The sequence below is a fragment of the Nesterenkonia marinintestina genome, assembly GCF_025420485.1.
Classification (GTDB): domain Bacteria; phylum Actinomycetota; class Actinomycetes; order Actinomycetales; family Micrococcaceae; genus Nesterenkonia; species Nesterenkonia marinintestina.
In genome coordinates this window covers 34,049-55,572 of sequence record NZ_JAOEFD010000001.1, presented here as the reverse complement: position 1 = coordinate 55,572, position 21,524 = coordinate 34,049, and the positions used below count along the sequence as shown (strand labels likewise).

16 protein-coding genes are annotated in these 21,524 nt (G+C 69.0%); 10 read left to right on the top strand and 6 right to left on the bottom strand.

All coding sequences use genetic code 11. From position 1 onward, the window contains the following. Nucleotides 1-5 precede the first annotated feature (5 nt). Nucleotides 6-884 carry a 3-methyl-2-oxobutanoate hydroxymethyltransferase gene (gene panB / locus N7E59_RS00205; RefSeq protein ID WP_261622899.1) on the bottom strand — a complete coding sequence of 293 codons (879 nt, stop codon included), beginning with the start codon at nt 882-884 and terminating at the stop codon, nt 6-8. 92 nt (nt 885-976) lie between these two features. On the opposite strand from panB, the gene glnA (N7E59_RS00200) reads away from it, so the two are divergent. Together glnA (N7E59_RS00200) and N7E59_RS00195 are read left to right on the top strand one after the other, a co-directional pair. After that, nucleotides 977-2,317 (top strand): type I glutamate--ammonia ligase, encoded by a 1,341-nt coding sequence (glnA, locus tag N7E59_RS00200; protein WP_261622898.1) that lies wholly within the window; start codon nt 977-979, stop codon nt 2,315-2,317. Nucleotides 2,318-2,324: 7 nt separating this feature from the next. Next, nucleotides 2,325-5,504, top strand: coding sequence for a bifunctional [glutamine synthetase] adenylyltransferase/[glutamine synthetase]-adenylyl-L-tyrosine phosphorylase (locus N7E59_RS00195; RefSeq protein ID WP_261622897.1), 3,180 nt, complete (start codon nt 2,325-2,327; stop codon nt 5,502-5,504). On the opposite strand, the gene N7E59_RS00190 is transcribed toward N7E59_RS00195, so the two are convergent. Then, nucleotides 5,486-6,499, bottom strand: coding sequence for an LLM class flavin-dependent oxidoreductase (locus N7E59_RS00190; RefSeq protein ID WP_261622896.1), 1,014 nt, complete (start codon nt 6,497-6,499; stop codon nt 5,486-5,488). The two genes, N7E59_RS00195 and N7E59_RS00190, sit on opposite strands and share 19 nt — an antisense overlap. Nucleotides 6,500-6,713: 214 nt before the next feature. Next, nucleotides 6,714-8,138 (bottom strand): type I glutamate--ammonia ligase, encoded by a 1,425-nt coding sequence (gene glnA / locus N7E59_RS00185; RefSeq protein WP_261622895.1) that lies wholly within the window; start codon nt 8,136-8,138, stop codon nt 6,714-6,716. Nucleotides 8,139-8,299: 161 nt separating this feature from the next. On the opposite strand from glnA (N7E59_RS00185), the gene N7E59_RS00180 reads away from it, so the two are divergent. Both N7E59_RS00180 and N7E59_RS00175 read left to right on the top strand, forming a co-directional pair. Continuing rightward, the gene (locus N7E59_RS00180) at nt 8,300-8,722 is read left to right on the top strand and encodes an RDD family protein (protein ID WP_261622894.1); all 423 of its coding nucleotides are present in this window, start codon (nt 8,300-8,302) and stop codon (nt 8,720-8,722) included. Between the two features lie 158 nt (nt 8,723-8,880). Next, nucleotides 8,881-10,239: a beta-propeller fold lactonase family protein gene (locus N7E59_RS00175; RefSeq protein ID WP_261622893.1), complete on the top strand. Its 1,359-nt coding sequence runs from the start codon at nt 8,881-8,883 to the stop codon at nt 10,237-10,239. Between the two features lie 12 nt (nt 10,240-10,251). Here the strand turns inward: N7E59_RS00175 and N7E59_RS00170 are convergent, their stop codons facing one another. The 3 genes from N7E59_RS00170 to N7E59_RS00160 are packed head-to-tail and all read right to left on the bottom strand — an operon-like array spanning nt 10,252 to nt 13,021. Beyond that, nucleotides 10,252-11,307, bottom strand: coding sequence for a COX15/CtaA family protein (locus tag N7E59_RS00170; protein WP_261622892.1), 1,056 nt, complete (start codon nt 11,305-11,307; stop codon nt 10,252-10,254). Continuing rightward, nucleotides 11,298-12,083 (bottom strand): ABC transporter permease, encoded by a 786-nt coding sequence (locus N7E59_RS00165; protein WP_261622891.1) that lies wholly within the window; start codon nt 12,081-12,083, stop codon nt 11,298-11,300. The genes N7E59_RS00170 and N7E59_RS00165 overlap by 10 nt, the downstream gene beginning before the upstream one ends. Then, entirely contained in the window at nt 12,080-13,021 is a 942-nt protein-coding gene (locus tag N7E59_RS00160; protein ID WP_261622890.1) for an ABC transporter ATP-binding protein, read from the bottom strand. The genes N7E59_RS00165 and N7E59_RS00160 overlap by 4 nt, the downstream gene beginning before the upstream one ends. A gap of 150 nt (nt 13,022-13,171) precedes the next feature. Between N7E59_RS00160 and N7E59_RS00155 the strand changes: the two genes are divergently transcribed. From N7E59_RS00155 to N7E59_RS00130, 6 genes are all read left to right on the top strand, one after another. Beyond that, entirely contained in the window at nt 13,172-14,059 is an 888-nt protein-coding gene (locus N7E59_RS00155) for a helix-turn-helix transcriptional regulator (RefSeq protein WP_261622889.1), read from the top strand. After that, complete coding sequence (gene sufB, locus N7E59_RS00150; protein ID WP_261622888.1) at nt 14,056-15,513, top strand: Fe-S cluster assembly protein SufB; 1,458 nt, start codon at nt 14,056-14,058, stop codon at nt 15,511-15,513. Before N7E59_RS00155 ends, sufB begins: the two co-directional genes overlap by 4 nt. Nucleotides 15,514-15,569: 56 nt before the next feature. After that, nucleotides 15,570-16,871: a Fe-S cluster assembly protein SufD gene (gene sufD / locus N7E59_RS00145; RefSeq protein ID WP_261622887.1), complete on the top strand. Its 1,302-nt coding sequence runs from the start codon at nt 15,570-15,572 to the stop codon at nt 16,869-16,871. Between the two features lie 84 nt (nt 16,872-16,955). Further along, complete coding sequence (gene sufC, locus N7E59_RS00140; protein ID WP_261622886.1) at nt 16,956-17,717, top strand: Fe-S cluster assembly ATPase SufC; 762 nt, start codon at nt 16,956-16,958, stop codon at nt 17,715-17,717. A 47-nt stretch (nt 17,718-17,764) separates the two neighbouring features. Then, the gene (locus tag N7E59_RS00135; RefSeq protein ID WP_261622885.1) at nt 17,765-18,097 is read left to right on the top strand and encodes a metal-sulfur cluster assembly factor; all 333 of its coding nucleotides are present in this window, start codon (nt 17,765-17,767) and stop codon (nt 18,095-18,097) included. 245 nt (nt 18,098-18,342) lie between these two features. Further along, on the top strand, nt 18,343-21,303 hold the full coding sequence (locus N7E59_RS00130) for a LuxR family transcriptional regulator (protein ID WP_261623272.1): 2,961 nt from the start codon (nt 18,343-18,345) through the stop codon (nt 21,301-21,303). Nucleotides 21,304-21,524: the final 221 nt, after the last annotated feature.

Genomic DNA, 21,524 nt, shown 5'->3' with positions numbered 1-21,524 from the left:
GAGGCTCAGTAGACGTGCTGATCGGTGGGGAACTCCCCGCTGCGGACCTCGTCCCGGTACGTCCGCACGGCCTCGGTCATGGTGGCGCGCAGGTCGGCGTACTGTCGGACGAACTTCGGCACCCGGCCGGATGTCAGCCCCAGCATGTCCTGCCACACCAGGACCTGGCCCGTGGTCGCACCCCCGGCGCCGATGCCGATGGTCGGGACGCTCAGCCTCTGATCGACCTCGGCGGCGACGTCGGCGGGGACCATCTCCAGCAGCACGGCGAAGGCGCCCGCCGCCTCGAGGGCCAGGGCGTCCTCCAGCACCTGGGAGCCGCTCTCGCCGCGGCCCTGGATCCGGTAGCCGCCCAGGGCATGCTCGGACTGGGGCGTGAAGCCCACATGGGCCATCACGGGGATCCCGGCGGAGACCATGGCCCGCACGTGGTCGGCCATCGACGCGTCGGCCTCGACCTTCACCGCATGGGCGCCGGACTCCTTCATCAGGCGGACCCCGCATCCGACCGCCTGCTCCGGGGAGGCCTCATAGGTGCCGAACGGAGCATCGACGACCACCATGGCCCGTGACACCGACCGCACCACGGCCGAGGTGAAGACGATCATCTCCTCCAGGGAGATCCGCAGCGTCGACTCCCGACCCAGCACCACGTTGGCCGCCGAGTCGCCGACCAGGAGCACCTCGATGCCGGTCTCGTCGAAGATCTCGGCGGTCATGGCATCGTAGGAGGTGAGCATCGAGAACCGCTCTCCGCGGTCCTTGCACCGCTGCAGGTGCACGGTGCGCACACGGGCCGGAGTCAGCGGCTCCGGCGTGGTTCCGGAGGGTCGGGCGGCGCCGGAGTCGGCACCGCCGTAGGGGGCAGGCTGATCAGTGGACATGTCCTCAGGGTACCGGCACAGCCGCGGACCCCGGTGGGTAGAGTGGAGCCGGACGACGATGCGTGAGACGGGCGAGCGGAAGGCGGCACGGCATGGACCGACAGCAGGAATTCGTACTGCGCACCATCGAGGAGCGGGACGTCCGCTTCGTGCGGCTGTGGTTCACCGACGTCGTCGGCTCGCTGAAGTCGGTCGCTCTGGCCCCCGCCGAGGTGGAGGGCGTGTTCAGCGAAGGCCTCGGATTCGACGGGTCCTCCATCGAGGGGTTCTCCCGGGTCTTCGAGTCCGACATGCTCCTGCGCCCCGACCCCAGCACCTTCCAGATCCTGCCCTGGCGCAGCGAGGAGGAGCCCACCTCGCGGATGTTCTGCGACATCCTCACCCCGGACCAGGAGATCGCGGCGGCCGATCCCCGCGCCGTGCTGCGGCGGCAGCTGGACCGCGCCGCCGACATGGGCTTCACCTGCTACACCCACCCGGAGATCGAGTTCTACCTGCTGGACTCCGAGACCATCGACTCCGACGGAGTCCCGGTGCCGGTGGACCGCGCCGGGTACTTCGACCACGTCACCGGAAGCGTGAGCCAGGACTTCCGCCGCCACGTGGTCTCCATGCTCGAGGCCGTCGGGATCTCGGTGGAGTTCAGCCACCACGAGGCCGGCCCCGGTCAGAACGAGATCGACCTGCGCTACGCCGACGCCCTGACCACGGCGGACAACATCATGACCTTCCGCACCGTGATCAAGGAGGTCGCGGTGATGCAGGGCAAGTACGCCACGTTCATGCCAAAACCCTTCACCGAGCACCCCGGTTCGGGGATGCACACCCACTTCGGCCTCTTCGAGGGTGACGCCAACGCGTTCTATGCGCCCAACGCCGAGTTCAACCTGTCGAAGATCGCCCGGCAGTTCATCGCCGGCGTCCTGACCCACGCGGCCGAGTTCACGTCGGTGACCAACCAGTTCGTCAACTCGTACAAGCGGCTGTGGGGCGGGGGAGAGGCGCCGTCGCACATCTCCTGGGGCCACAACAACCGCTCCGCCCTCATGCGGGTGCCGCTGTACAAGCCCACCAAGGGCGGGTCGGCGCGGGTGGAGTTCCGCGGCATCGACTCTGCGGCGAATCCCTACCTGGCCTATGCCGTGGTGATCGGCGCCGGGCTGAAGGGGATCCAGGAGGAGTACGAGCTGCCGGACGCCATCACTGAGGACGTGTGGTCGCTGACCACCGCCGAGCGCAAGGCGATGGGGATCAAGCCGCTCCCGGGCACCCTGCACGATGCGATCCGCCAGACGGAGGACTCCGAGCTGGTGGCCGAGGTGCTCGGCGAGCAGGTCTTCGAGAACCTCCTGCGCAACAAGCAGGCGGAATGGGACGACTACCGGGTCAACGTCTCACCGTACGAGATCCAGCGGTACCTCGGTCAGATCTGAGCACGTCATGAGTGAGAGCACCCAGACCTCCCGGCGTGCACTCATCGCCGCCGGCTTCCAGGAGCTCGACAGGGCGGCCTCCTTCCTGGACGACGACCAGCTCCGAGACTTGGACGCCTCGCGCCTGTTGACGACGATGCGCGAGGCGGCCAACCCGGACCAGGCCCTCCTTCTGCTGATCCGGCTCCTCGAACGGGCCGATGCCGTCCGCTCCGTCTTCACCGACGACGGAGAGGACCACTACGCCGATGCGGTGCCGCTCATCCGGCTGCTGGGAGCCTCCCAGGCGCTGGGGGAGTTCCTGATCCGTCGGCCCGATCACGTCGACCTGGTCACCGAGGCCGATCCGGGACGTCATGTCTCGGAGGTCGAGGACGGTCACAGCATCAGTGTGCCCGAGACGGTCGCATCCGAGGAGCTGCGACGTCGGCTGCTCTCAGCCGTCCGCGCCGACGCCGCGGGCGGCGACGGTGACGGGGACGGCGGCAGGGACGGTGACGAGGATGACGACGCCGTCCCTCCGACGGCGGCCCTAGACGACGACTTCACGGTCAAGGACGCCACGGTCGCGCTGCGCATCGCCTACCGGCGGGAGATCACCGCTCTGGCGCTGCGGGACCTCTGCGCCGAAGACCCGCTGGCCTACCAGCCCCTGGTGTCCCATCAGCTCTCGGACCTGGCCGCAGCGGCCCTCGACGCGGCCCTGGCCGTGGCTCGTGCCGAACGGCGGGACAGAGAGCGCCGAGGCGAGGAGTCCGAGTCCGGCCGCACCCTCGCCGAACGGATCGAGTTCGCGGTCATCGGCATGGGCAAGTGCGGTGCCCGCGAGCTCAACTTCATCTCCGACGTCGACGTGATCTACGTCCACCGCGGACCGGATGACGTCGACGCCGGACTCCTCTCCGAGACCGCGATCGCCCTGGCCGGGGGACTGACGAGGATCATCGGTTCCGCGGCCCCGGAGCCGGGGCTCTGGGAGGTCGACGCCAACCTGCGCCCCGAGGGGAAGGACGGGCCGCTCTCCCGGACGCTGGACTCCCACCGTGAGTACTACCGGAGGTGGGCCCACGGCTGGGAGTTCCAGGCGCTGCTCAAAGCCCGTCCCGTCGCCGGGAGCCGCCGGCTCGGGGACGACTACATCGAGGCGATCTGGCCCCAGGTCTGGACCTCCTCGCAGCAGGAGGGCTTCGTCGAGAACGTCCAGCGGATGCGTCGCCGGGTCTTCGAGCACATCCCCGATGCCGAGGTGGACCGGGAGATCAAGCTCGGATCCGGCGGGCTGCGGGACATCGAGTTCACCGTCCAGCTGCTGCAGCTGGTCCACGGGCGGGTCGACGAGACGCTGCAGGTGCGGGACACCCTCACGGCGGTGGACAGGTTGGCGCGCGGGGAGTACATGGCGTCGAAGGACCAGGAGGCCATGTCCGCCTGCTACCGACGGCTGCGTCTGTGGGAGCACCGCGTGCAGATGTCACAGATGCGCAGGACCCACCTGTTCCCGCGACGGGACGAAGACCTGCGCGCCCTGGCGCTGGCCGCCGCACCGCCCGGCATGCGGAAGCGCCCTGCGGCGGAGGATCTGCAGAAGGAGTGGCGCCGCGTCCGGCGGGAGGTGGCCTCCTTCCACGAACAGATCTTCTATCGTCCCCTGCTGTCCACCACAGCGGTGCTCTCCGACGACGAGGTCCGGCTCTCCTCGGAGGCGGCGCAGGACCGGCTGGCCGCTCTGGGCTACGCCGACACCCGGTCGGCGATGCGGCACATCGAGTCTCTGACCTCCGGGGTGACCCGACGGGCGACGGTGCGTCGCCGGATCCTGCCGATGATGCTCGGCTGGTTCGCCGACGGCGTGGACCCCGACGGGGGCCTGCTGGCCTTCCGCCGGCTCAGCGAGTCCCTCGGTCAGAGCCCGTGGTACCTGACGATGCTGCGCGACTCCTCGGTCGCGGCGGAGCGGCTGAGCCACATCCTCTCCAGTTCGCGGTTCATCGCCGACCTGCTGGAGCACTCGCCGGAGTCGGCCCGCTGGCTGGGGGACGACTCCTCGCTGACGCCGCGCCGCTTCGAACAGCTCTGGCAGGAGGTCTCCTCGCAGCTGGACCGTCATGAGAAGGACGACGGTCAGAACGCGATCCGGCTGACCCGTCTGGTCCGGCAGCGGGAGATCCTCCGCATCGCCGTCGCCGACGCCTCCGGGCTGCTGGACCAGGAGCAGGTCGGCGGAGCCCTGGCCGAGGTGGACCGTGCCGCGACCCTGGGTGCGCTGCGGGTCGCTGAGAACGAGATCTTCGCCGAGGACGGGCGCCACATCGACTTCCTCGTGGTGGCGATGGGCCGCCAGGGCGGTGCTGAGATCTCCTACGGGTCCGACATGGACGCGCTGTTCGTCCATCGGGCGGTGGAGGGCGCGGACTCCTCCGTCGCCGACGAGCAGGCCCAGAAGCTCGCGGCACGGCTGACCGCCCTGCTGCAGCGCCCCACCAAGCCCGCCGTGAAGGGCGAATACCCGCTGCAGGTCGACGCCGACCTCCGACCGGAGGGCCGGAAGGGCCCGCTGTCCCGGTCGGTGGAGTCCTATCGGGAGTACTACCGGCGATGGATGGAGGTCTGGGAGCGCCAGGCCCTCCTGCGCGCCCGACCGGTGGCCGGCTCGGACGACCTGGCGGCCGAGTTCATGGGCATCGTCGACGAGGTGCGGTACGGCCCGGCTCCCAGCAGCGGGCAGATCCGTGAGATCCGCAGGATCAAGGCGCGTGTGGAGTCAGAGAGGCTGCCGCGGGGAGCCGACCCGTCGCGGCATGTGAAGCTGGGCCGCGGCGGGCTCTCCGACGTCGAGTGGCTGGTGCAGCTGATCCAGCTCGAGGACGCGGAGGAGTACCCCGAGCTCCGTACGCCGTCGACCCTGCCGGCTCTGGAGGCGATGGTGCAGATGGAGCTCGTCGCCGCCGAGGACGCCGAGACGCTCGCCGACGCGTGGCGTCTGTGCACCCGGGTGCGCAGCGCGGTCAAGATCTGGACCGGGAAGACTTCCGACGTCCTGCCGTCGTCGCGTCGGGATCTGGAGGCCGTCGCGAGGTGGTGCGGATTCGGCGCCGGGGGAGCGGCGACCTTCGAGGAGCACTATCTGCGCACGACTCGTCGATGCCGCCAGGTCTATGAGCGCCTCTTCTACGGTGAGGTCGACTGAGGCTGCGGCACCGGGGCGAGCAGCTCCAGGGTTCGGTGCTTGGCCTGCTCCTCCGGAGCGAGGTTGACGAGGATCAGTTCGTCGGCCCCGACCCGGTCGCCGAACGCGTCGAGCCAGGCGGTCACCTGGTCCGCGGTGCCGGCCGAGGTCTCGGAGAGCATGCCGAGCACCTGCTGTCCGGCCGGGTGGTCACGCAGAGCGGTGACGTCCTCGTCGCTCAGACGGCGTCCGCGGCCCAGCATGGCACGGATCCATCCGTCCTCGGCGCGCCGCCGCTGGTCGAGCGCGGCCTCCTCCTCGTCGGCGGCGACGACGTTGGCCGCCGCGATGAAGTGCGGTTCGGCGTCGGGCCCGAGCAGGCTGTTGCTCGCGTCGAAGTGTGCCCGGTAGGACTGGGCGGCCTCGGAGAGCATCTGCGGTGCGAAGTGCGAGGCGAAGGCGTAGGGGAGCCCGAGCTTGGCCGCGAGCTGTGCGCCGAACAGTGAGGAGCCCAGGATGTAGAGGGGCACGTGGGTGCGCAGCCCCGGGTAGGCGTTGACGCCGGGGATCCTGGAGAAGCCGCTCAGGTAGCCGTTGAGTTCGAGGACGTCCTGTTCGAAGTGCTGCGCCTCGGAGCCGTCGCGTCGCAGCGCGCGCATGGTGGGCGGATCGGTGCCGGGGGCACGTCCGAGGCCGAGGTCGATCCGGTCGGGGAAGAGGGTCTCCAAGGTGCCGAACTGCTCGGCGACGGTCAGCGGCGCATGGTTGGGGAGCATGATGCCGCCGGCGCCGACCCGCAGGTTCTCCGTGGCCGCGGCGATGTGCTGGATCATCAGTGCGGTGGCCGAGGACGCGATGTGGGGCATGTTGTGGTGCTCGGCGAACCAGATTCGGGTGTAGCCGAGCCCGTCGGCGGTCCGGGCCAGTCGGCGGCTGCGGTCGAACGCCTCCGCGATGGTGTCCTCTGAACGGACGGTGGCCAGGTCCAGCAGCGACAGCGGACGGGTTGCCGGCACGGGGGATCACGCTCCAGAGCGGTCGGGAGGGTCGCGGCGGCCGCGACGGGGACCTTCGGTGCAACGCGGGGTCGGCGGTCGTCATTCCGACGCCCCGGGGTGCGCCCTCTCGGCCTCACTCCGATGAAGGACGGAACAGGCCCCCGCTCCGAGTCGCATTCGGAGCGGGGGCCTGTGTGCCGGACCGGGTGCCGGAACCTGCCGGTATGAGGGATCAGATGCTGTAGTACAGCTCGAACTCGTAGGGGTTCGGACGCAGGTTCAGCGGGAGGATCTCCTCCTCGCGCTTGTACTCGATCCAGGTGCGGATCAGGTCCTCGGTGAACACGTCGCCCTCGAGGAGGAACTCGTAGTCCTCCTCCAGTGCTTCGAGCGCCTCGTCGAGCGTTCCCGGGGCCTTCTGGATGTCTGCGGCCTCCTCCGGCGGCAGCTCGTAGAGGTCCTTGTCGATCGGCTCCGCCGGCTCGATGCGGTTGCGGATGCCGTCGAGGCCGGCCATCAGCTGGGCGGCGAACGCCAGGTACGGGTTCGACGCGGCGTCCGGGGCACGGAACTCCAGGCGCTTTGCCTTCGGGTTCGACCCGGTGATCGGGATGCGGATCGCGGCCGAGCGGTTGCCCTGCGAGTAGACCATGTTGACTGGTGCCTCAAAGTGCTTGACCAGACGGCGGTACGAGTTCACCGTCGGGTTGGTGAACGCCAGCACGGCGGAGGCGTGCTTCAGCAGGCCGCCGATGTACCAGCGGGCGGTGTCGGACAGGTTCGCGTAGCCCTTCTCGTCGTAGAACAGGGGCTCGCCGTCGTTCCACAGCGACTGGTGGCAGTGCATGCCGGAACCGTTGTCGCCGAAGACCGGCTTCGGCATGAACGTGGCGGACTTGCCGAACTCCAGGGCGGTGTTCTTCACGATGTACTTGAACTTCTGCAGGTCGTCGGCGGAGTGCACCAGGGTGTTGAACTTGTAGTTGATCTCCTGCTGACCCGGGGCGCCGACCTCGTGGTGGGACCGTTCGACCTCGAGTCCGGCGCGGTCGAGCGCCATGCAGATCGCGTCGCGGACCTCGGAGGACTTGTCCTGGGGGGACACGGGGAAGTACCCGCCCTTGACGGCGAGCTTGTGGCCCAGGCTCTGGCCGGTCAGCGTCTCGTCGGGGCCGCCGTCGGACTCGACCGCACCGATGGAGTAGTACGACTCCTGGGGGGAGGAGCGCCACGTGATGTCGTCGAAGAGGAAGAACTCGGCCTCGGGTGCGAAGAAGGCGGTGTCGGCGATGCCGGAGGAGGCCAGGTACTCCTCGGCCTTCTGCGCGATGCCCCGCGGGTCGCGGTGGTACGGCTCCCCGGTGCGCGGATTCACGATGGAGAAGTTCATGGCCAGGGTCTTCTCGACCCGGTACTCGTCGACGAACGCCGTGGCGACGTCCGGGATCAGCTGCATGTCGGATTCGGCGATGCCTTGGAACCCGCGGATCGAGGAGCCGTCGAACAGCTGGCCGTCCTCGAAGAAGTCCTCGTCGACGGTCTTGGCCGGCACGTTGAAGTGGTGCTGGCTGCCGGGGAGGTCCGTGAACCGCACGTCCACGAACTTCACGTCCTCCTCCTGGATGAACTTCAGGACTTCGTCAGGGCTGCTGAACATGTGTTCTGCTCCTCGTGTGATCGTCAGTGAAGGACGTCGCCGGGGCGTCGCCCACTGTCCTCCAGACTATCGAGAATCCCGTTTCAGCACCGTGACGCTGATGTTTCAGGCGTGTAACAACAGCGACGATCCCCGCACGCGGCGCAGTAGGCTTGGTCTTCGTGCCCACCCGAGACGATCCCTCCCGCGATTCCGGAGACCTCGGCGACGCCTGGCCCGGTCAGCGGCTGGGCCTGCCGGAGACCGGGCCCGGCAGCATCACCGGCTTCGGACGCCGGGTCCTCGCCCTGCTCATCGACTGGGGCCTCGCGATGCTCATCTCCGCGGGCTTCTTCGAGGGCGACCCCATCGCGACGCTCATCCTGTTCGTCGCGATGCACATCATCCTCATCGGCCTGCTCGGTGTGACCATCGGGAAGCGGCTGGTGCGGATCCAGGTGGTCCGCGGACACCGTGTGCCCGGACCGCTCTGGGCCGCCGTACGCACCGGTCTGCTCCTGCTGGTCATCCCGGCGCTGATCCCCGCCCCGGACGGCAGGTGCCTCCACGACCGTGCCGCCGGGACTATGGAGATCCGCATGTGATGCGCCGTCGTCGCCCTCTGGGCATCGACAGCGTCTGCGCATAGACTCACTCCTGACATATCGGCCGTCCACGGCGCCGGGGCGACGACGCGGGGGCGTGGGACGGCATGTGACCGGCGCGGGCCTGCGGCTCGCGCGGGCGAGGACGGGGGCGGGGCATGGGACGGGAAGTCGCGCGGCGCATCGGGGACGGCGTCGCATCAGTGCAAGGTCGGCCTCGGGCCGGCGTGCTGACCTCGGCCGCGACGGTCGCCGCGGCAGCCGCGCTGGTGCTGAGCGCCTGCGGCGGAGGGGGCTCGGACGAGGACGCGGCCTCGGAGCCCGATGACGCCGACGGGCAGGAGTCCGAGGATCAGGGCGGCTCCGACGAGGCGGCGGAGTCTTCTGCCGAGCAGTCTGAGGAGGACGACCAGTCCGCTCACGACGACGAGGGCGAGGATGAGAGCGACGGGCCCGAGGGCCCCGCCTCCGCCGAGACCCGGATGTCGCATGCGGAGACCGTCACCGGGGACATCAGTCCGAAGTCGGTCGTCGCCAGCGGTGACGGCACGGTCATCGCGAACAACATGATGTATCGCCACACCGTCACCCTCTACGACGCCGAGTCCCGTGAGCTGACTCAGACCCTGGACGACACCGTCGACGCCGGCGACTTCGATGTGGAGGACGTCTCGGGAGAGATCACCGGCGCCCCGGTGGAGGCCGTCTGGACCTCCGACGGGCAGTACGCCTACGTCTCCCAGTACCAGCTCACCGGAGTCGGTGCCCCGGCGGAGGACGACTGCGCCTCGGGCGAGGCCATCGCCGAGTCGGTGGTCTACCGGTACTCCGTCGAGGAGGAGGACTGGGACCAGGTCATCGAGGTGGGTCGCGTGCCCAAGTACGTGGCCCTCAGCCCCGACGACTCCACGCTGCTCGTCTCGAACTGGTGCGACCGCTCGCTCTCGGTCGTCGACACGGAGACGGCCCGGGAGACCGAACAGATCCCCCTGAACTCCATGCCGCGGGGCATCGTCGTCCTGCCCGACCAGACCACCGCCTACGTCACCGCCATGTACGCGGACGAGGTCTACCGTGTCGACCTCGACAGCGGTGAGTCGGAGGTGGCGTTCACCACGGGCGAGCGGCCGCGCCACCTGGTGCTCGACGAGTCCGGTGAGGCCATGTACCTCACCGTCGCCGGAGCCGACCGACTGCTGAAGATCGATCCCGCGTCAGGTGAGGTCGTGGATGAGGTCACCACCGGGCAGGAGCCGCGGTCCATGGCGATCTCGGCCGACGGCACCGCGCTCTACGTGGTCAACTACGACGAGGACACCGTCTCCAAGTTCGACGCCGAGACCATGGAGGAGATCCAGCGCGAAACCACCGGCGGCATGCCGGTCGGCGTGACCTACGAACCCACCACGGAGACGGTGTGGGTCGCGGACTATGCCGGCAGCCTCACCGTGTTCGACGACACGGGCGAAGGCGAGGACGAAGCCGAGGAGGAAGCCGCGGACGAGGACGAAGACTGAGCCGGAGAGGGGTCAGTCCCCGGATCCGTGTGGGGCGTACGTCGCCGTCGTCCTCGGCGCCGCCGCGGCGCCGTCGAGCCCGCGGGTCGTATATCCGGCCCGGTAGCGGTCCCAGACCATGGTCGCAGTGATCACCACCAGCGCCGAGCCCAGCATGTGCAGCCAGACCAGCAGCAGGGGCAGTCCGGTGAAGTGCTGGACGTAGCCGATCACACCCTGGGCCACCACGGCCAGCACCGTGAGCAGGACGGCGGAGCGTTGGCGGGACGAGGTGCGCAGTCGGATCTGGCGGAGCACCAGCACCACCAGTGCGGCGCACAGCACCCATACGGGCACGACGTGGAGCCGGGTGACCAGCTCGGGGGTGAACTCGTGGCGCGGGGCGATCGGGTCCCCGGCGTGCGGACCGGTACCGGTGACGATGGTCCCGAGGATCACCGCCGCCGCAGCGGTGAGGAGGACGGCCGAGGCCATGGAGCGGGAGACCGCATCGGTCTCACCGTCGACGAGGGGGACTCCGGTGCGTCCGCCGGCACGGAGCTCCAGGGAGACGCGCGCCAGCAGCATGGTCGCGACCATCACCAGGCCGGCGGAGACGATGAAGTGCAGGCCGACGACCCACGGATTGAGGTCCGTCCACACGGTGACCCCGCCGATGAGCGCCTGGACCGGGATGCCGGCGACGACGAGCAGGGTCATCACCACCAGGCTGCGGTGGCTGGTCCAGAGCCGGACGACGGCGAGGAACATGAGTATGGAGATGACGACCAGCACGAACGTCAGCAGGCGGTTGCCGAACTCGATCGCCCCGTGCATGCCCATCTCCTGCGTGGAGGTCCATGACTCGGGGGTGCAGCGGGGCCATTCCGGGCATCCCAGCCCGGAGGCCGTCAGCCGCACGGCACCGCCGGTGAGGATGATGCCGGTGTTGCTGATCAGCGTCAGCAGGGCGATCAGCCGGGTCCAGCGCGTGATCCTGTCGGGCATCACAGCTCCGAGGAGGCCGCCGGTGCGGTCGGCGGAGCGGGCTGTGTCGGATGAGCGGGGTGCGGGGGAGTTCATCGCCATCGGAACCACCTTCGTGCAGCGAGGACGGCGAGCATCGTCCAGCCCGCCAGGATGAGCAGGGGGATCGGCGCGGCGGCGCCGGTCATCGCGGCGGTGCGCAGCGTCTCGCCGAGCGCCGCCGAGGGGAGAGCCAGGAGCAGGGCGCCGGCGCCGTCGTGGGACAGGGGGAAGACGCTGCCTCCCACGGCCCCCAGCAGCACCCAGACGACGTTGGTCACCGCCAGCGTGGCCTCCGCGCGGACGGTGCCGGCCAGCAGCAGTCCCAGCGCCGTGAACGCGGCGGCTCCCGTGACCAGCCCCAGGACCAGCCAGATCAGCCCTCCGGGCTCCGGCGACCATCCCAGGGCCAGTCCGACCGCACCGATCACCAGCAGCTGCAGGAGGACCACGCCCATCACGGCCACGGCCTTTCCGAGGATCAGGCCGACCGGACCCAGGGGCGTGGTCGAGAGGTAGGCCAGGACTCCGTACTGACGCTCGAATCCGGTGGCGATGCCCTGCCCGGTGAACGCCGAGGCCATGACCGCCAGTGCGAGCACACCGGGGGTGATGAGGTCGATCCCCGGCACGTCGGCGCCGGAGAGCAGGTCGAGCCGATGCGCGCCGAACAGCACGAGGATCGGCAGGATGAGTGAGACCAGCAGCTGCTCGCCGTTGCGCAGGACGTTGCCGGTCTCATAGAAGCCGTGCGCCAGGACGCGACGTGCCAGCGGGGCCGGCCGGGAGATCGGGGGCTCCTGGGCAGGTTCGGAGCGGAGGCGGGTCGGAGTCGTCATGAGGCTGACACCTCCCAGAAGACGTCCTCCAGGGACCGTGACTCGAAGCTGACCTCACCGGGCATCATGTCGATGTGCTCCCACCAGGTGGTGAGCGCGCTCAGGTCCGCCGGGGTCGAGACCCCGCGTGCGGTCCATCGGGCGCCGGGACGGTTTCCGTCCCGGCGGTCCAGGGTCGCCGGTGCGGCGCTGAGCTCCTCAGCGGTCAGGGTGCGCGGAAGGACGAAGGACAGTCGCCGTTCGTGGTCGCCTCCGGTGAGTTCGGCGACCGTGCCGCTGCGCACCACCCGGCCGTCCTTGAGGATGTGGACGACGTCGGCGAGCCGCTGGGCCTCCTCCAGCAGGTGCGTGGTCAGAACGATACCCAGCCCCCGTCGTCGAAGCTCCTCGATCAGCTCGAAGACCATCCGGCGGGACTGTGGGTCGAGGCCGGCCGAGGGCTCGTCCAGGAAGACCGCTTCGGGTCGGCCGACCAGACTGGCGGCGAGGGCGACCCGTTGGCGCTGACCCCCGGAGAGGCGCCGCGGTGCGGTGTCGACGAAGGAGTCCATCTCAAGCCGTGCGACCAGGTCGTCCACCGGCCAGGGGTTCCGATGGAGGCGGGCGACGTGATGCAGCAGCGTCCGAGGACGGACGGACTGGGGAAGGCCTCCGTCCTGCAGCATGACGCCGACGCGGGCCCGCAGGCCGGCCCCGGCCCGGTAGGGATGTTCGTCGAGGAGCCGCACCGTGCCGTGCGAGGGTCTCAGCAGTCCCTGGGCGCACCCCAGCGTCGTGGTCTTCCCCGCGCCGTTCGGTCCCAGCAGTACGGTGACCTCTCCGCAGCGCGCCGTCAGGTCCACACCGTGGAGGATCTCCCGGACTCCGGACCCCGAGCCTGCGGCGCCGACGGCGTAGCGCACATCGCGCATGCTGAGGCACAGGGGGTTCGGAGGCACCGGCCCATTCTACAGTCGCCCCGCGGCCTCGGGCCGCCGATTGCGCGGCGCTCCCGGGCGTGATCCGCCTGAGGGCCGAGGCCCCTGGGCAGGCGTGGGGCAGGGGAACCTTACTGGAAGCCTGCCCTCCGATTAGGACATGATGGAGTCATGTATTCGAACGGCGCGACGTCCTCCGCGCGATCCGAGGCGGGCGACGCCGATCGCGAGGACCTCGGTCGTGAGGCGGAGCAGTCCACGCGCGAGCGGGTCATCCAGCTCGTCGTCGAGGAGGGCCCGATCAGTGCGGCCGCCCTCGGACGTCGCCTCGACATCACCGCCGCCGCCGTCCGGCGCCACCTGGACGCGATGACCCAGGAGGGCATCGTGGAGGTCAAGCAGGTCAGCTCCCGCAGCCGGGGCGCCGGTCGGCCGTCGCGGCGCTACGTCATCTCCCAGCGCGGTCAGGACGTGCTCGGGGACGACTACCTCACGCTGGCCCGCCGAGCCCTGGACCTGCTGGGGGCCCGCGACGGCGACCGTGGGACCTCTGAGGACGACGGGGCTCGTTCCCTGGCCCAGGTCTACTTCGCCGACTTCGAGGAGACCTGCGGGCCGCAGCTCCGTGCGGTCGAGGACCTCGACGATCGCACCGACCTGCTGGCACGACTGCTCGCCGACCGCGGCTTCGCCGGATTCACCCGCCATGTGGGCCGAGACGCCCCGCAGTTGGCGATGCGCTCCACCCAGCTGTGCCAGGGCCACTGCCCCATCCGTGAAATAGCGGAGGCCCATCCGGTGTTCTGCGAGGTGGAGACAGAGATGATCGGACGTCTGCTCGACGTCGACGTCAGGCGGCTCTCCACCCAGGCCGGGGGAGCGCACGTCTGCACCACACACGTCCCGGTGGGCCGCGAACGGCTCGCCGCGGAGGAGGGGCGGCGCCGCAGCGGCTCCGCTCCGGACACAGAAGACCGCCGCGCCGGACCGGACAGCGTGCCCGGCGTCGGACGCCGACGAATCATCATCTCCCCGCGTCAACAAGAGAGGTTGTCATGACGGAACAGATTCCCCGCACGGAGGACCCGGGCGTGATCTCCGAGATCCTCGAGAAGAATCCGGAGCTCAACGCGATCGGCGCGTACGAGTACGGCTGGCACGACAGCGACGAGGCCGGATCCCAGGCCCAGCGCGGCCTGAACACCGATGTCGTCGAGGACATCTCCGGCAAGAAGGACGAGCCGGAGTGGATGCTGAAGATGCGCAAGAAGGGTCTGAAGTACTTCGAGCGCAAGCCCATGCCGACCTGGGGCGCCGACCTCTCGGAGATCGACTTCGACAACATCAAGTACTTCGTCCGCTCCACCGAGGGCCAGGCGCGGACCTGGGAGGACCTCCCGGAGGACATCCGCAACACCTACGAGAAGCTCGGCATCCCGGAGGCCGAGCGGGAGCGCCTGGTGGCCGGAGTGGCCGCCCAGTACGAGTCCGAGGTCGTCTACCACCAGATCCGTGAGGACCTCGAGGCTCAGGGCGTCATCTTCATGGACACCGACACCGCGCTGAAGGAGCACCCGGAGTTCTTCGAGGAGTACTTCGGCTCGGTCATCCCGGTCGGTGACAACAAGTTCGCGGCACTGAACACCGCGGTGTGGTCCGGAGGCTCCTTCGTCTACGTCCCCAAGGGCGTGCACGTGGAGATCCCGCTGCAGGCCTACTTCCGGATCAACACGGAGAACATGGGTCAGTTCGAGCGGACGCTGATCATCGCCGACGAGGACTCCTACGTCCACTACATCGAGGGCTGCACGGCACCGATCTACGACTCGGACTCGCTGCACTCGGCTGTGGTGGAGATCGTGGTCAAGAAGAACGCCCGTGTGCGGTACACGACCATCCAAAACTGGTCGACCAACGTGTACAACCTGGTCACCAAGCGGGCCGTCGTCGACGCCGGCGGAACCATGGAGTGGATCGACGGCAACATCGGTTCCAAGGTGACCATGAAGTACCCGGCGGTCTACCTCACCGGTGAGCACGCCAAGGGCGAGACCCTGTCGGTGGCCTTCGCCGGTGAGAACCAGCACCAGGACACGGGCTCGAAGATGGTCCACATGGCGCCGAGGACTTCGAGCTCCATCGTCTCGAAGTCGGTGGCACGCTCCGGTGGACGGGCCTCGTACAGGGGTCTCGTGCAGATCAACGAGAATGCGGCCGGTGCGGCCAACTCCGTGGTCTGCGACGCGCTGCTGGTCGACACGATCTCGAAGACCGACACGTACCCCTACATCGACATCCGGGAGGACGACGTCACCCTCGGGCATGAGGCCACGGTGTCCAAGGTCTCCGAGGAGCAGCTGTTCTACCTGATGTCCCGCGGCATGGCCGAGGACGAGGCGATGGCGATGATCGTGCGCGGCTTCATCGAGCCCATCGCCCGGGAGCTGCCCATGGAGTACGCCGTGGAGCTCAACCGACTGATCGAGCTGCAGATGGAGGGGTCGGTCGGCTGACCGTCCCCCGACGACCACACGGCCACCAGACGAAGAACAGGGAAGAGAACACCACGATGACCGATACTCCTTCCAAGGAGGCAGTCGCCGGAGTGGAGGTCGGCGAACGCCGCATCTCCATCCCCGGCTTCACTGAAGAGGGCGAGAACCTCGCCGCCGAGACCAACACGGCCGAGGAGCACAGCCACGGCGGACTCGGCGAGTCCCGCGAGGTCACGGCGGGCGCCGGATCCCGCGCGAATCGGCACACCGGCTTCGACGTCGCCGGCTTTCCCGAGCCGACCGGGACCGAGGAGGAGTGGCGCTTCACGCCGCTCAAGAAGCTCAGCGCCGTGCTCAGCGACGCTCCGACGGAGGACGCCGGCACCGACGGGGAGCCGGTGGACTACCGGGTCACCGAAGGCCTCTCCGGTGTGGAGGTCTCCACCCTGGCCCACGGCCAGGCCCCCCGCGGCACGGTGCTCCAGCCGGCCGACCGGGCCGCGGCCGTGGCGTACAGCCGGGTGGACCAGGCCCTCCACGTGAAGATCGCCGCCGGCACCGAGGTCGCCGAACCGATCCGGATCGACGTCACGGGTCGGCAGGCCGGAGCACGGGCGAACAGCCACATGGTCCTGGAGGCCGAGCCCAACGCTCGCGCCGTGTTCGTGATCGAGCACCGCGGCAGCGCCGCGTTCAACGGCAATGTGGAGACCAAGGTCGCCGAGGGTGCCTCGGTCAGCGTGATCTCGCTGCAGCGGTGGGACGACGACGCGGTGCACCTGGGTCAGCACGACGCCGAGGTCGGGAAGGACGCCAGCTACAAGCACATCAGCGTCTCCCTCGGCGGTGACGTCGTCCGGCTCAACACCAACTTCCGCTATGCGGCGGAGGGCGCCGAGGCCGAGATGTACGGCCTGTACTTCGCCGACTCCGGACAGCACATCGAGCACCGCACCTTCGTGGACCACAACACGCCGCGGAACTCCTCGAACGTCCTCTACAAGGGTGCCCTGCAGGGCGAGACCGCACGCACCGTGTGGGTCGGAGACGTCCTCATCCGCAAGGAGGCCGAGGGCACCGACTCCTACGAGAAGAACCAGAACCTGGTGCTCACCGACGGTGCGCGCGCGGACTCGGTGCCCAATCTGGAGATCGAGACCGGTCTCATCGAGGGTGCGGGCCACGCCTCCTCGACCGGACGCTTCGACGAGAACCACCTGTTCTACCTCATGGCCCGGGGCATCCCGGAGAAGGAGGCGCGCCAGCTGGTGGTCCGGGGCTTCCTCAACGAGATCGTCCAGAAGATCGACGTGGAGGAGATCCAGGACTCGCTCCGAGACGCACTCGAGGCGGAGCTGCAGATCTCCGGCTTCTGACCCGCCGCACAGAGCCCCACGACATCAGACCCCGCCGACGAACCGGCACCAATCTTCGCATCAGCAAAGGATTCGACACAGACCATGTCTACGCTTGAGATCAAGGACCTGCACGCGCAGATCGAGACCGAGAACGGCCCGAAGGAGATCCTCAAGGGCGTCTCCCTGACCGTGAACTCCGGCGAGATCCACGCCATCATGGGTCCCAACGGCTCCGGCAAGTCCACCCTGGCCTCGACCATCGCGGGCCACCCGGCCTACGAGGTCACCTCCGGCTCCATCACCCTCGACGGTGAGGACGTTCTGGAGATGGAGGTCGACGAACGGGCACGAGCCGGCCTGTTCCTGGCCATGCAGTACCCGGTCGAGGTGCCCGGTGTGACCATGACCAACTTCCTCCGTACGGCCAAGACCGCCATCGACGGCGAGGCCCCGAAGCTGCGCACCTGGACCAAGGACGTCCGGGAGGCGATGGACAAGCTGAAGATCGACGCCGAGTTCGCCAACCGCAACGTGAACGAAGGATTCTCCGGCGGTGAGAAGAAGCGTGTGGAGATCCTGCAGATGGAGCTCTTCAGGCCGAAGATCGCCGTCCTCGACGAGACCGACTCCGGACTCGACATCGACGCCCTGCGAGTGGTGTCCGAGGGCGTGAACCGTGCCCATGAGACCAATGGGATGGGTACGCTTCTGATCACCCACTACACGCGGATCCTCAACTACATCAAGCCTGATCGGGTGCACGTGTTCGTCGACGGTCAGGTCGCCGAGCAGGGCGGACCGGAGCTCGCCGACGAGCTCGAGGCCGAAGGCTACGACCGGTTCCTCAGCGCGGTCCGCGCGTGAGGATCAGCTGCCACGTGCAGGACGGGGCAGGAAGGAGAGATGCACCGATGACCGATACGACCACTTCGGAGAGGGCTCCGCTCGAGGACGTCGAAGAGGCGCTGAAGGACGTGATCGACCCTGAGCTCGGGATCAACATCGTCGATCTCGGCCTGCTCTACGGCCTGAACTACGCCGAGGACGGCGCACTCATCATCGACATGACGCTGACCACCGCGGCCTGTCCTCTGACCGACGTGCTGGAGGACCAGGTCGGACAGCAGGTCGGCACCATGGTCGACGAATGGCGTCTGAACTGGGTGTGGATGCCGCCGTGGGGCCCGGAGAAGATCACCGAGGACGGGCGCGAGCAGATGCGCGCCCTCGGCTTCAACATCTGAGGTTCCGGCATCCGGATCCTTCCGGCGTGCTCGTGACCGTGTCAGGCCGCCCCGACTCAGAACTGAGTCGGGGCGGCCTGACACGTGTCTGAAAGTCGTGGGCGCCGTGCTGAGAGATCGGCCGGATTCTTCGGGGGCGCCTGGTGCCGTCGTGGGTCATACTGGAGTGACACGCGACTGTTCGTCGGTGCGCGCGCCGGGCCCGTACAGCCCGTCCCTGCCGAAGGGAGGATGACGACGTGTCGATGAAGCCGCTGTTGGGGCGGAGGGACGAGTTCGACACGCTGATCCGCTGTGCGGACGATGTCCGGGTCTTCGGCGAAGCTCGTCTGGTCGTGGTCCAGGGCCCTCCCGGCGTGGGCAAGACGGCTCTGGTGCAGGAGGCGGCTCGACACATGCCCGAGATGCGGCGGCGCACCGTCCATCTCGACCCGGAGGACCTCGAGCGTCAGGGCTACGGCGCGCAGCGTCTGCTGCCGCGCGCGGCGGCGGCCCAGTTCGCCGATGACGAGTCGGGGGAGGCCTCCGCGGTGCTCCTGAGGCACCGCCTGGATGAGCAGATCGCAGCCGTCGACGTGCCGTCGGCCATCATCATCGAGGGCCTGGACTGGTTGGACCCGCTCTCCGCCCGGGTCATCTATGAGATGTACCGGGAGATCGAACAGGTGCCGCTCCTGAGCATCGTCACCCTGCGGGAACCCTCACGCCCGGAGATCCGCCGGTTCTGTCGTCTGGCCGAAGCCTCGGCGGAGGGTGAACGCATCCGGATGGAGCAGTTCACCACCGCAGAGGTGCGCGCCCTGCTCAGCGAGGCGACCGGACTGCCCGTCGGCCAGGAGGTCGCCGCGCAGGTGAGGGCGGAGACCGGCGGGCTCCCGGGGTTCGTCCATCACATCCTCGCTCAGCTCCGCGGCACCTCGTCGTTCACCAGCGGCCGACGGCTGCGCGACGCTCTGGCGCAGCTGCACCGCGGAGCCGGTCCCGTCCGCGATCAGCGGGCCGCGATGTCCCAGATGCTCACAGAGTCCTCCCCCGACGTCGTCGATGCTGCAGCGGCCGTCGCCCTGGCGGCCCACCCCCTCTCGTTCCGCGAGATCCGGCGGATCACCCGCAGCGGAGAGGCCGAGCTCGACGAACTGCGCGGTTCACCGATGCTGTGCGAAGACGAACGCAGCGGACGATTCGTCCTCAGCCCCGGATATCGGGCACGGTCGGTGGCCGAGGCGCTCGACCGGGAGACCGCGGTCCATGTGCTCGGAGGACTCGCGGACGGCGAGATGGGGGTCACCGCCGGATCTCATCGCGCCCGCGCGGCCCTCTGGGACCTCACCACGGCGGACCACGGACGAGTGGTCGAGGAGCTGCGCGGTGCGGTGTACGGGGCCCAGGCCGCGGGCCGACGCCTCGATGCGGTCGGCCTGTCGGACACGCTCTTCGAACTCAGCCGATCTCCGGCCACCGTCGTCGCCGCGGCGTTCTGTGCGATGCGGGTCGGAGTGCACCCCGACCTCGACATGGTCGCCGCGTGGGAGGAGAGCGGCCCGGTGCCCCACCTGCTGCGCAGGAGCAGTCAGGCCCGAGACCATCTGCAGTCCGGAGACTTCGACGGGGCCGTCAGCGTGCTCATGGAGGAGGAAGTCCTGAGGGACTGCTGGACCGCCACACTGCTCTGCTTCGCCGACACCGTGCTGCAGACCGCTAGGACGGCGAACCTGCGGGGAGGCCTGGACTCCTTGCGCCGGCCCGTGTCTCGAGTAGTCGCTGAGCTGGAGCGTCCTGAGCGGGGACTCGGGCCGGGAGCCGAGGATCTCGCGGGTCTGATCCCGGACGGTGTGCTCGATGCCGAGCGTCGGTGCCTGCTGACCGGTCTGAGGCTGTGGCTGCTGATGCTCGACCTCGACGAGCTCGGGCACCAGGGTTTCGCCCAGGCCGTCGGGGGCCTGCTCCGAGGCATCGCCGACGTCGGCGGCGCCGACCACATCCGGGCCATGCTGCTCGTCGCCCGCGCCGTCGTGCACCGGACCGCAGGGGAGATGGAGGGCGCACACACCGACCTCGTAGAGGCGACGACGACCTGGGCCAGCCGGGACCCTCGGGTGGTGGCCCTGGCCAGGATCCACCTGACGTACGTGCTCTTCGACGCGGGCCGATGGGATGAGGCGGCCGCACAGGCCGAAGCCGCCGCGGGTATGACCCTGGCCGTCAGCGACGACGAGATGGGGCCGTCGGCCTACTGGGCTCTGCGGCTCGTGCCGGGAGCCAGGGGCACTCTCTGTGCATCCGACTTCGTCGGCGGTGCCCATCCTCCGGACGTCCGCGAGCCCAACTCGATGGTGCGGGCGGGGCAGCGACTGGGCGAGGCGTGGCGGGCGACGGCCGAGGAAGACCACAGCCGTGCGGCGGCATGCCTGGCCGGTCTCATCGCGGAGCAGTCGCTGGTCTCCCGCGGGTACACCGCCGAGGTCATGCTCGGACGGTCCCTCGGGCACACCCGCAGTGCCGCGGGCTTCACCGAGCTTCTGGCGACCGTCCGATCACGCAGGGAATGGTCCCCGGGCCTGGGTGACTTCGTAGAGGCCTATGTGACCGGTATGGAATCCTTCGCGCGGGAGGACTTCGCAGCCGCACGACGGTCGCTCCACTCGGCTCTGGCCTCCCTGGACGGTATAGCGAGACCTCGCCTGCGAGTGACGGGGGGCGGCCGTGCTGATGAGGGCGGGGCGCTGCGCATCCAGCGGGGGCTGCTCGCCCTGGACATCGGTCATGCCACGGCGTCCGACCTCCACGCCGTCGACCAGGACACCAGGACGGCGGCCCTCGCATTGGTGGACTGGGCTGCGATGCTCTTCCTCGAGATGGGTTCGACGCCTCTGGTGCGTCAGGCCGAACTGTTGGCCCGAGTGCTGCGTCATCCGGCACGTCGTGGCCCGGTCGAGGCGCCTCGTCGTCGCGTGTCCGCGGGTACGCGCGGCCTCACCACGAGGGCCGGGACGACGGCGAGCCTGACCGACCGAGAGGCCGAGATCGCCGTCCTCGTGGCGGAGGGCCGGACGAATCGTGAGGTGGCCGAACGCCTGGTCCTCTCAGTCCGCACTGTGGAGTTCCACGTGAGCAACGTCCTCGCGAAGCTCTCTCTGGACTCCCGTCGGGAACTGCGTGAGCTGCTCCGCATGGAGGACCCCCCGCGGGTGGATCCCCGCAGCTGACGGCCGCACTGATCGGCGGGTCACGTGATCGCATTGTTCCACAGCTATAGCGTCGTCCTCGCCGAGGATTGTGCGGGCCGTCATGTCTCAACCGAATGAGATACTGGACAGTATCTGGCGCCTGCCTGAGAATTATCATTCCCCCCGCACGGAAGGGGATGTGCCTGGTGGGAGGAACGGACACCGGCATCCGGAGGACCACATCAGCGGGGCCGGACCCC

Bases quoted from the DNA above. Each gene is read 5' to 3' on its own strand.
- panB (WP_261622899.1), bottom strand. From the start codon at position 884: ATGTCCACTGATCAGCCTGCCCCCTACGGCGGTGCCGACTCCGGCGCC.
- glnA (WP_261622898.1), top strand. From the start codon at position 977: ATGGACCGACAGCAGGAATTCGTACTGCGCACCATCGAGGAGCGGGAC.
- N7E59_RS00195 (WP_261622897.1), top strand. From the start codon at position 2,325: ATGAGTGAGAGCACCCAGACCTCCCGGCGTGCACTCATCGCCGCCGGC.
- glnA (WP_261622895.1), bottom strand. From the start codon at position 8,138: ATGTTCAGCAGCCCTGACGAAGTCCTGAAGTTCATCCAGGAGGAGGAC.
- N7E59_RS00175 (WP_261622893.1), top strand. From the start codon at position 8,881: ATGGGACGGGAAGTCGCGCGGCGCATCGGGGACGGCGTCGCATCAGTG.
- N7E59_RS00170 (WP_261622892.1), bottom strand. From the start codon at position 11,307: ATGGCGATGAACTCCCCCGCACCCCGCTCATCCGACACAGCCCGCTCC.
- N7E59_RS00165 (WP_261622891.1), bottom strand. From the start codon at position 12,083: ATGACGACTCCGACCCGCCTCCGCTCCGAACCTGCCCAGGAGCCCCCG.
- N7E59_RS00155 (WP_261622889.1), top strand. From the start codon at position 13,172: ATGTATTCGAACGGCGCGACGTCCTCCGCGCGATCCGAGGCGGGCGAC.
- sufB (WP_261622888.1), top strand. From the start codon at position 14,056: ATGACGGAACAGATTCCCCGCACGGAGGACCCGGGCGTGATCTCCGAG.
- sufD (WP_261622887.1), top strand. From the start codon at position 15,570: ATGACCGATACTCCTTCCAAGGAGGCAGTCGCCGGAGTGGAGGTCGGC.
- sufC (WP_261622886.1), top strand. From the start codon at position 16,956: ATGTCTACGCTTGAGATCAAGGACCTGCACGCGCAGATCGAGACCGAG.
- N7E59_RS00135 (WP_261622885.1), top strand. From the start codon at position 17,765: ATGACCGATACGACCACTTCGGAGAGGGCTCCGCTCGAGGACGTCGAA.
- N7E59_RS00130 (WP_261623272.1), top strand. From the start codon at position 18,343: ATGAAGCCGCTGTTGGGGCGGAGGGACGAGTTCGACACGCTGATCCGC.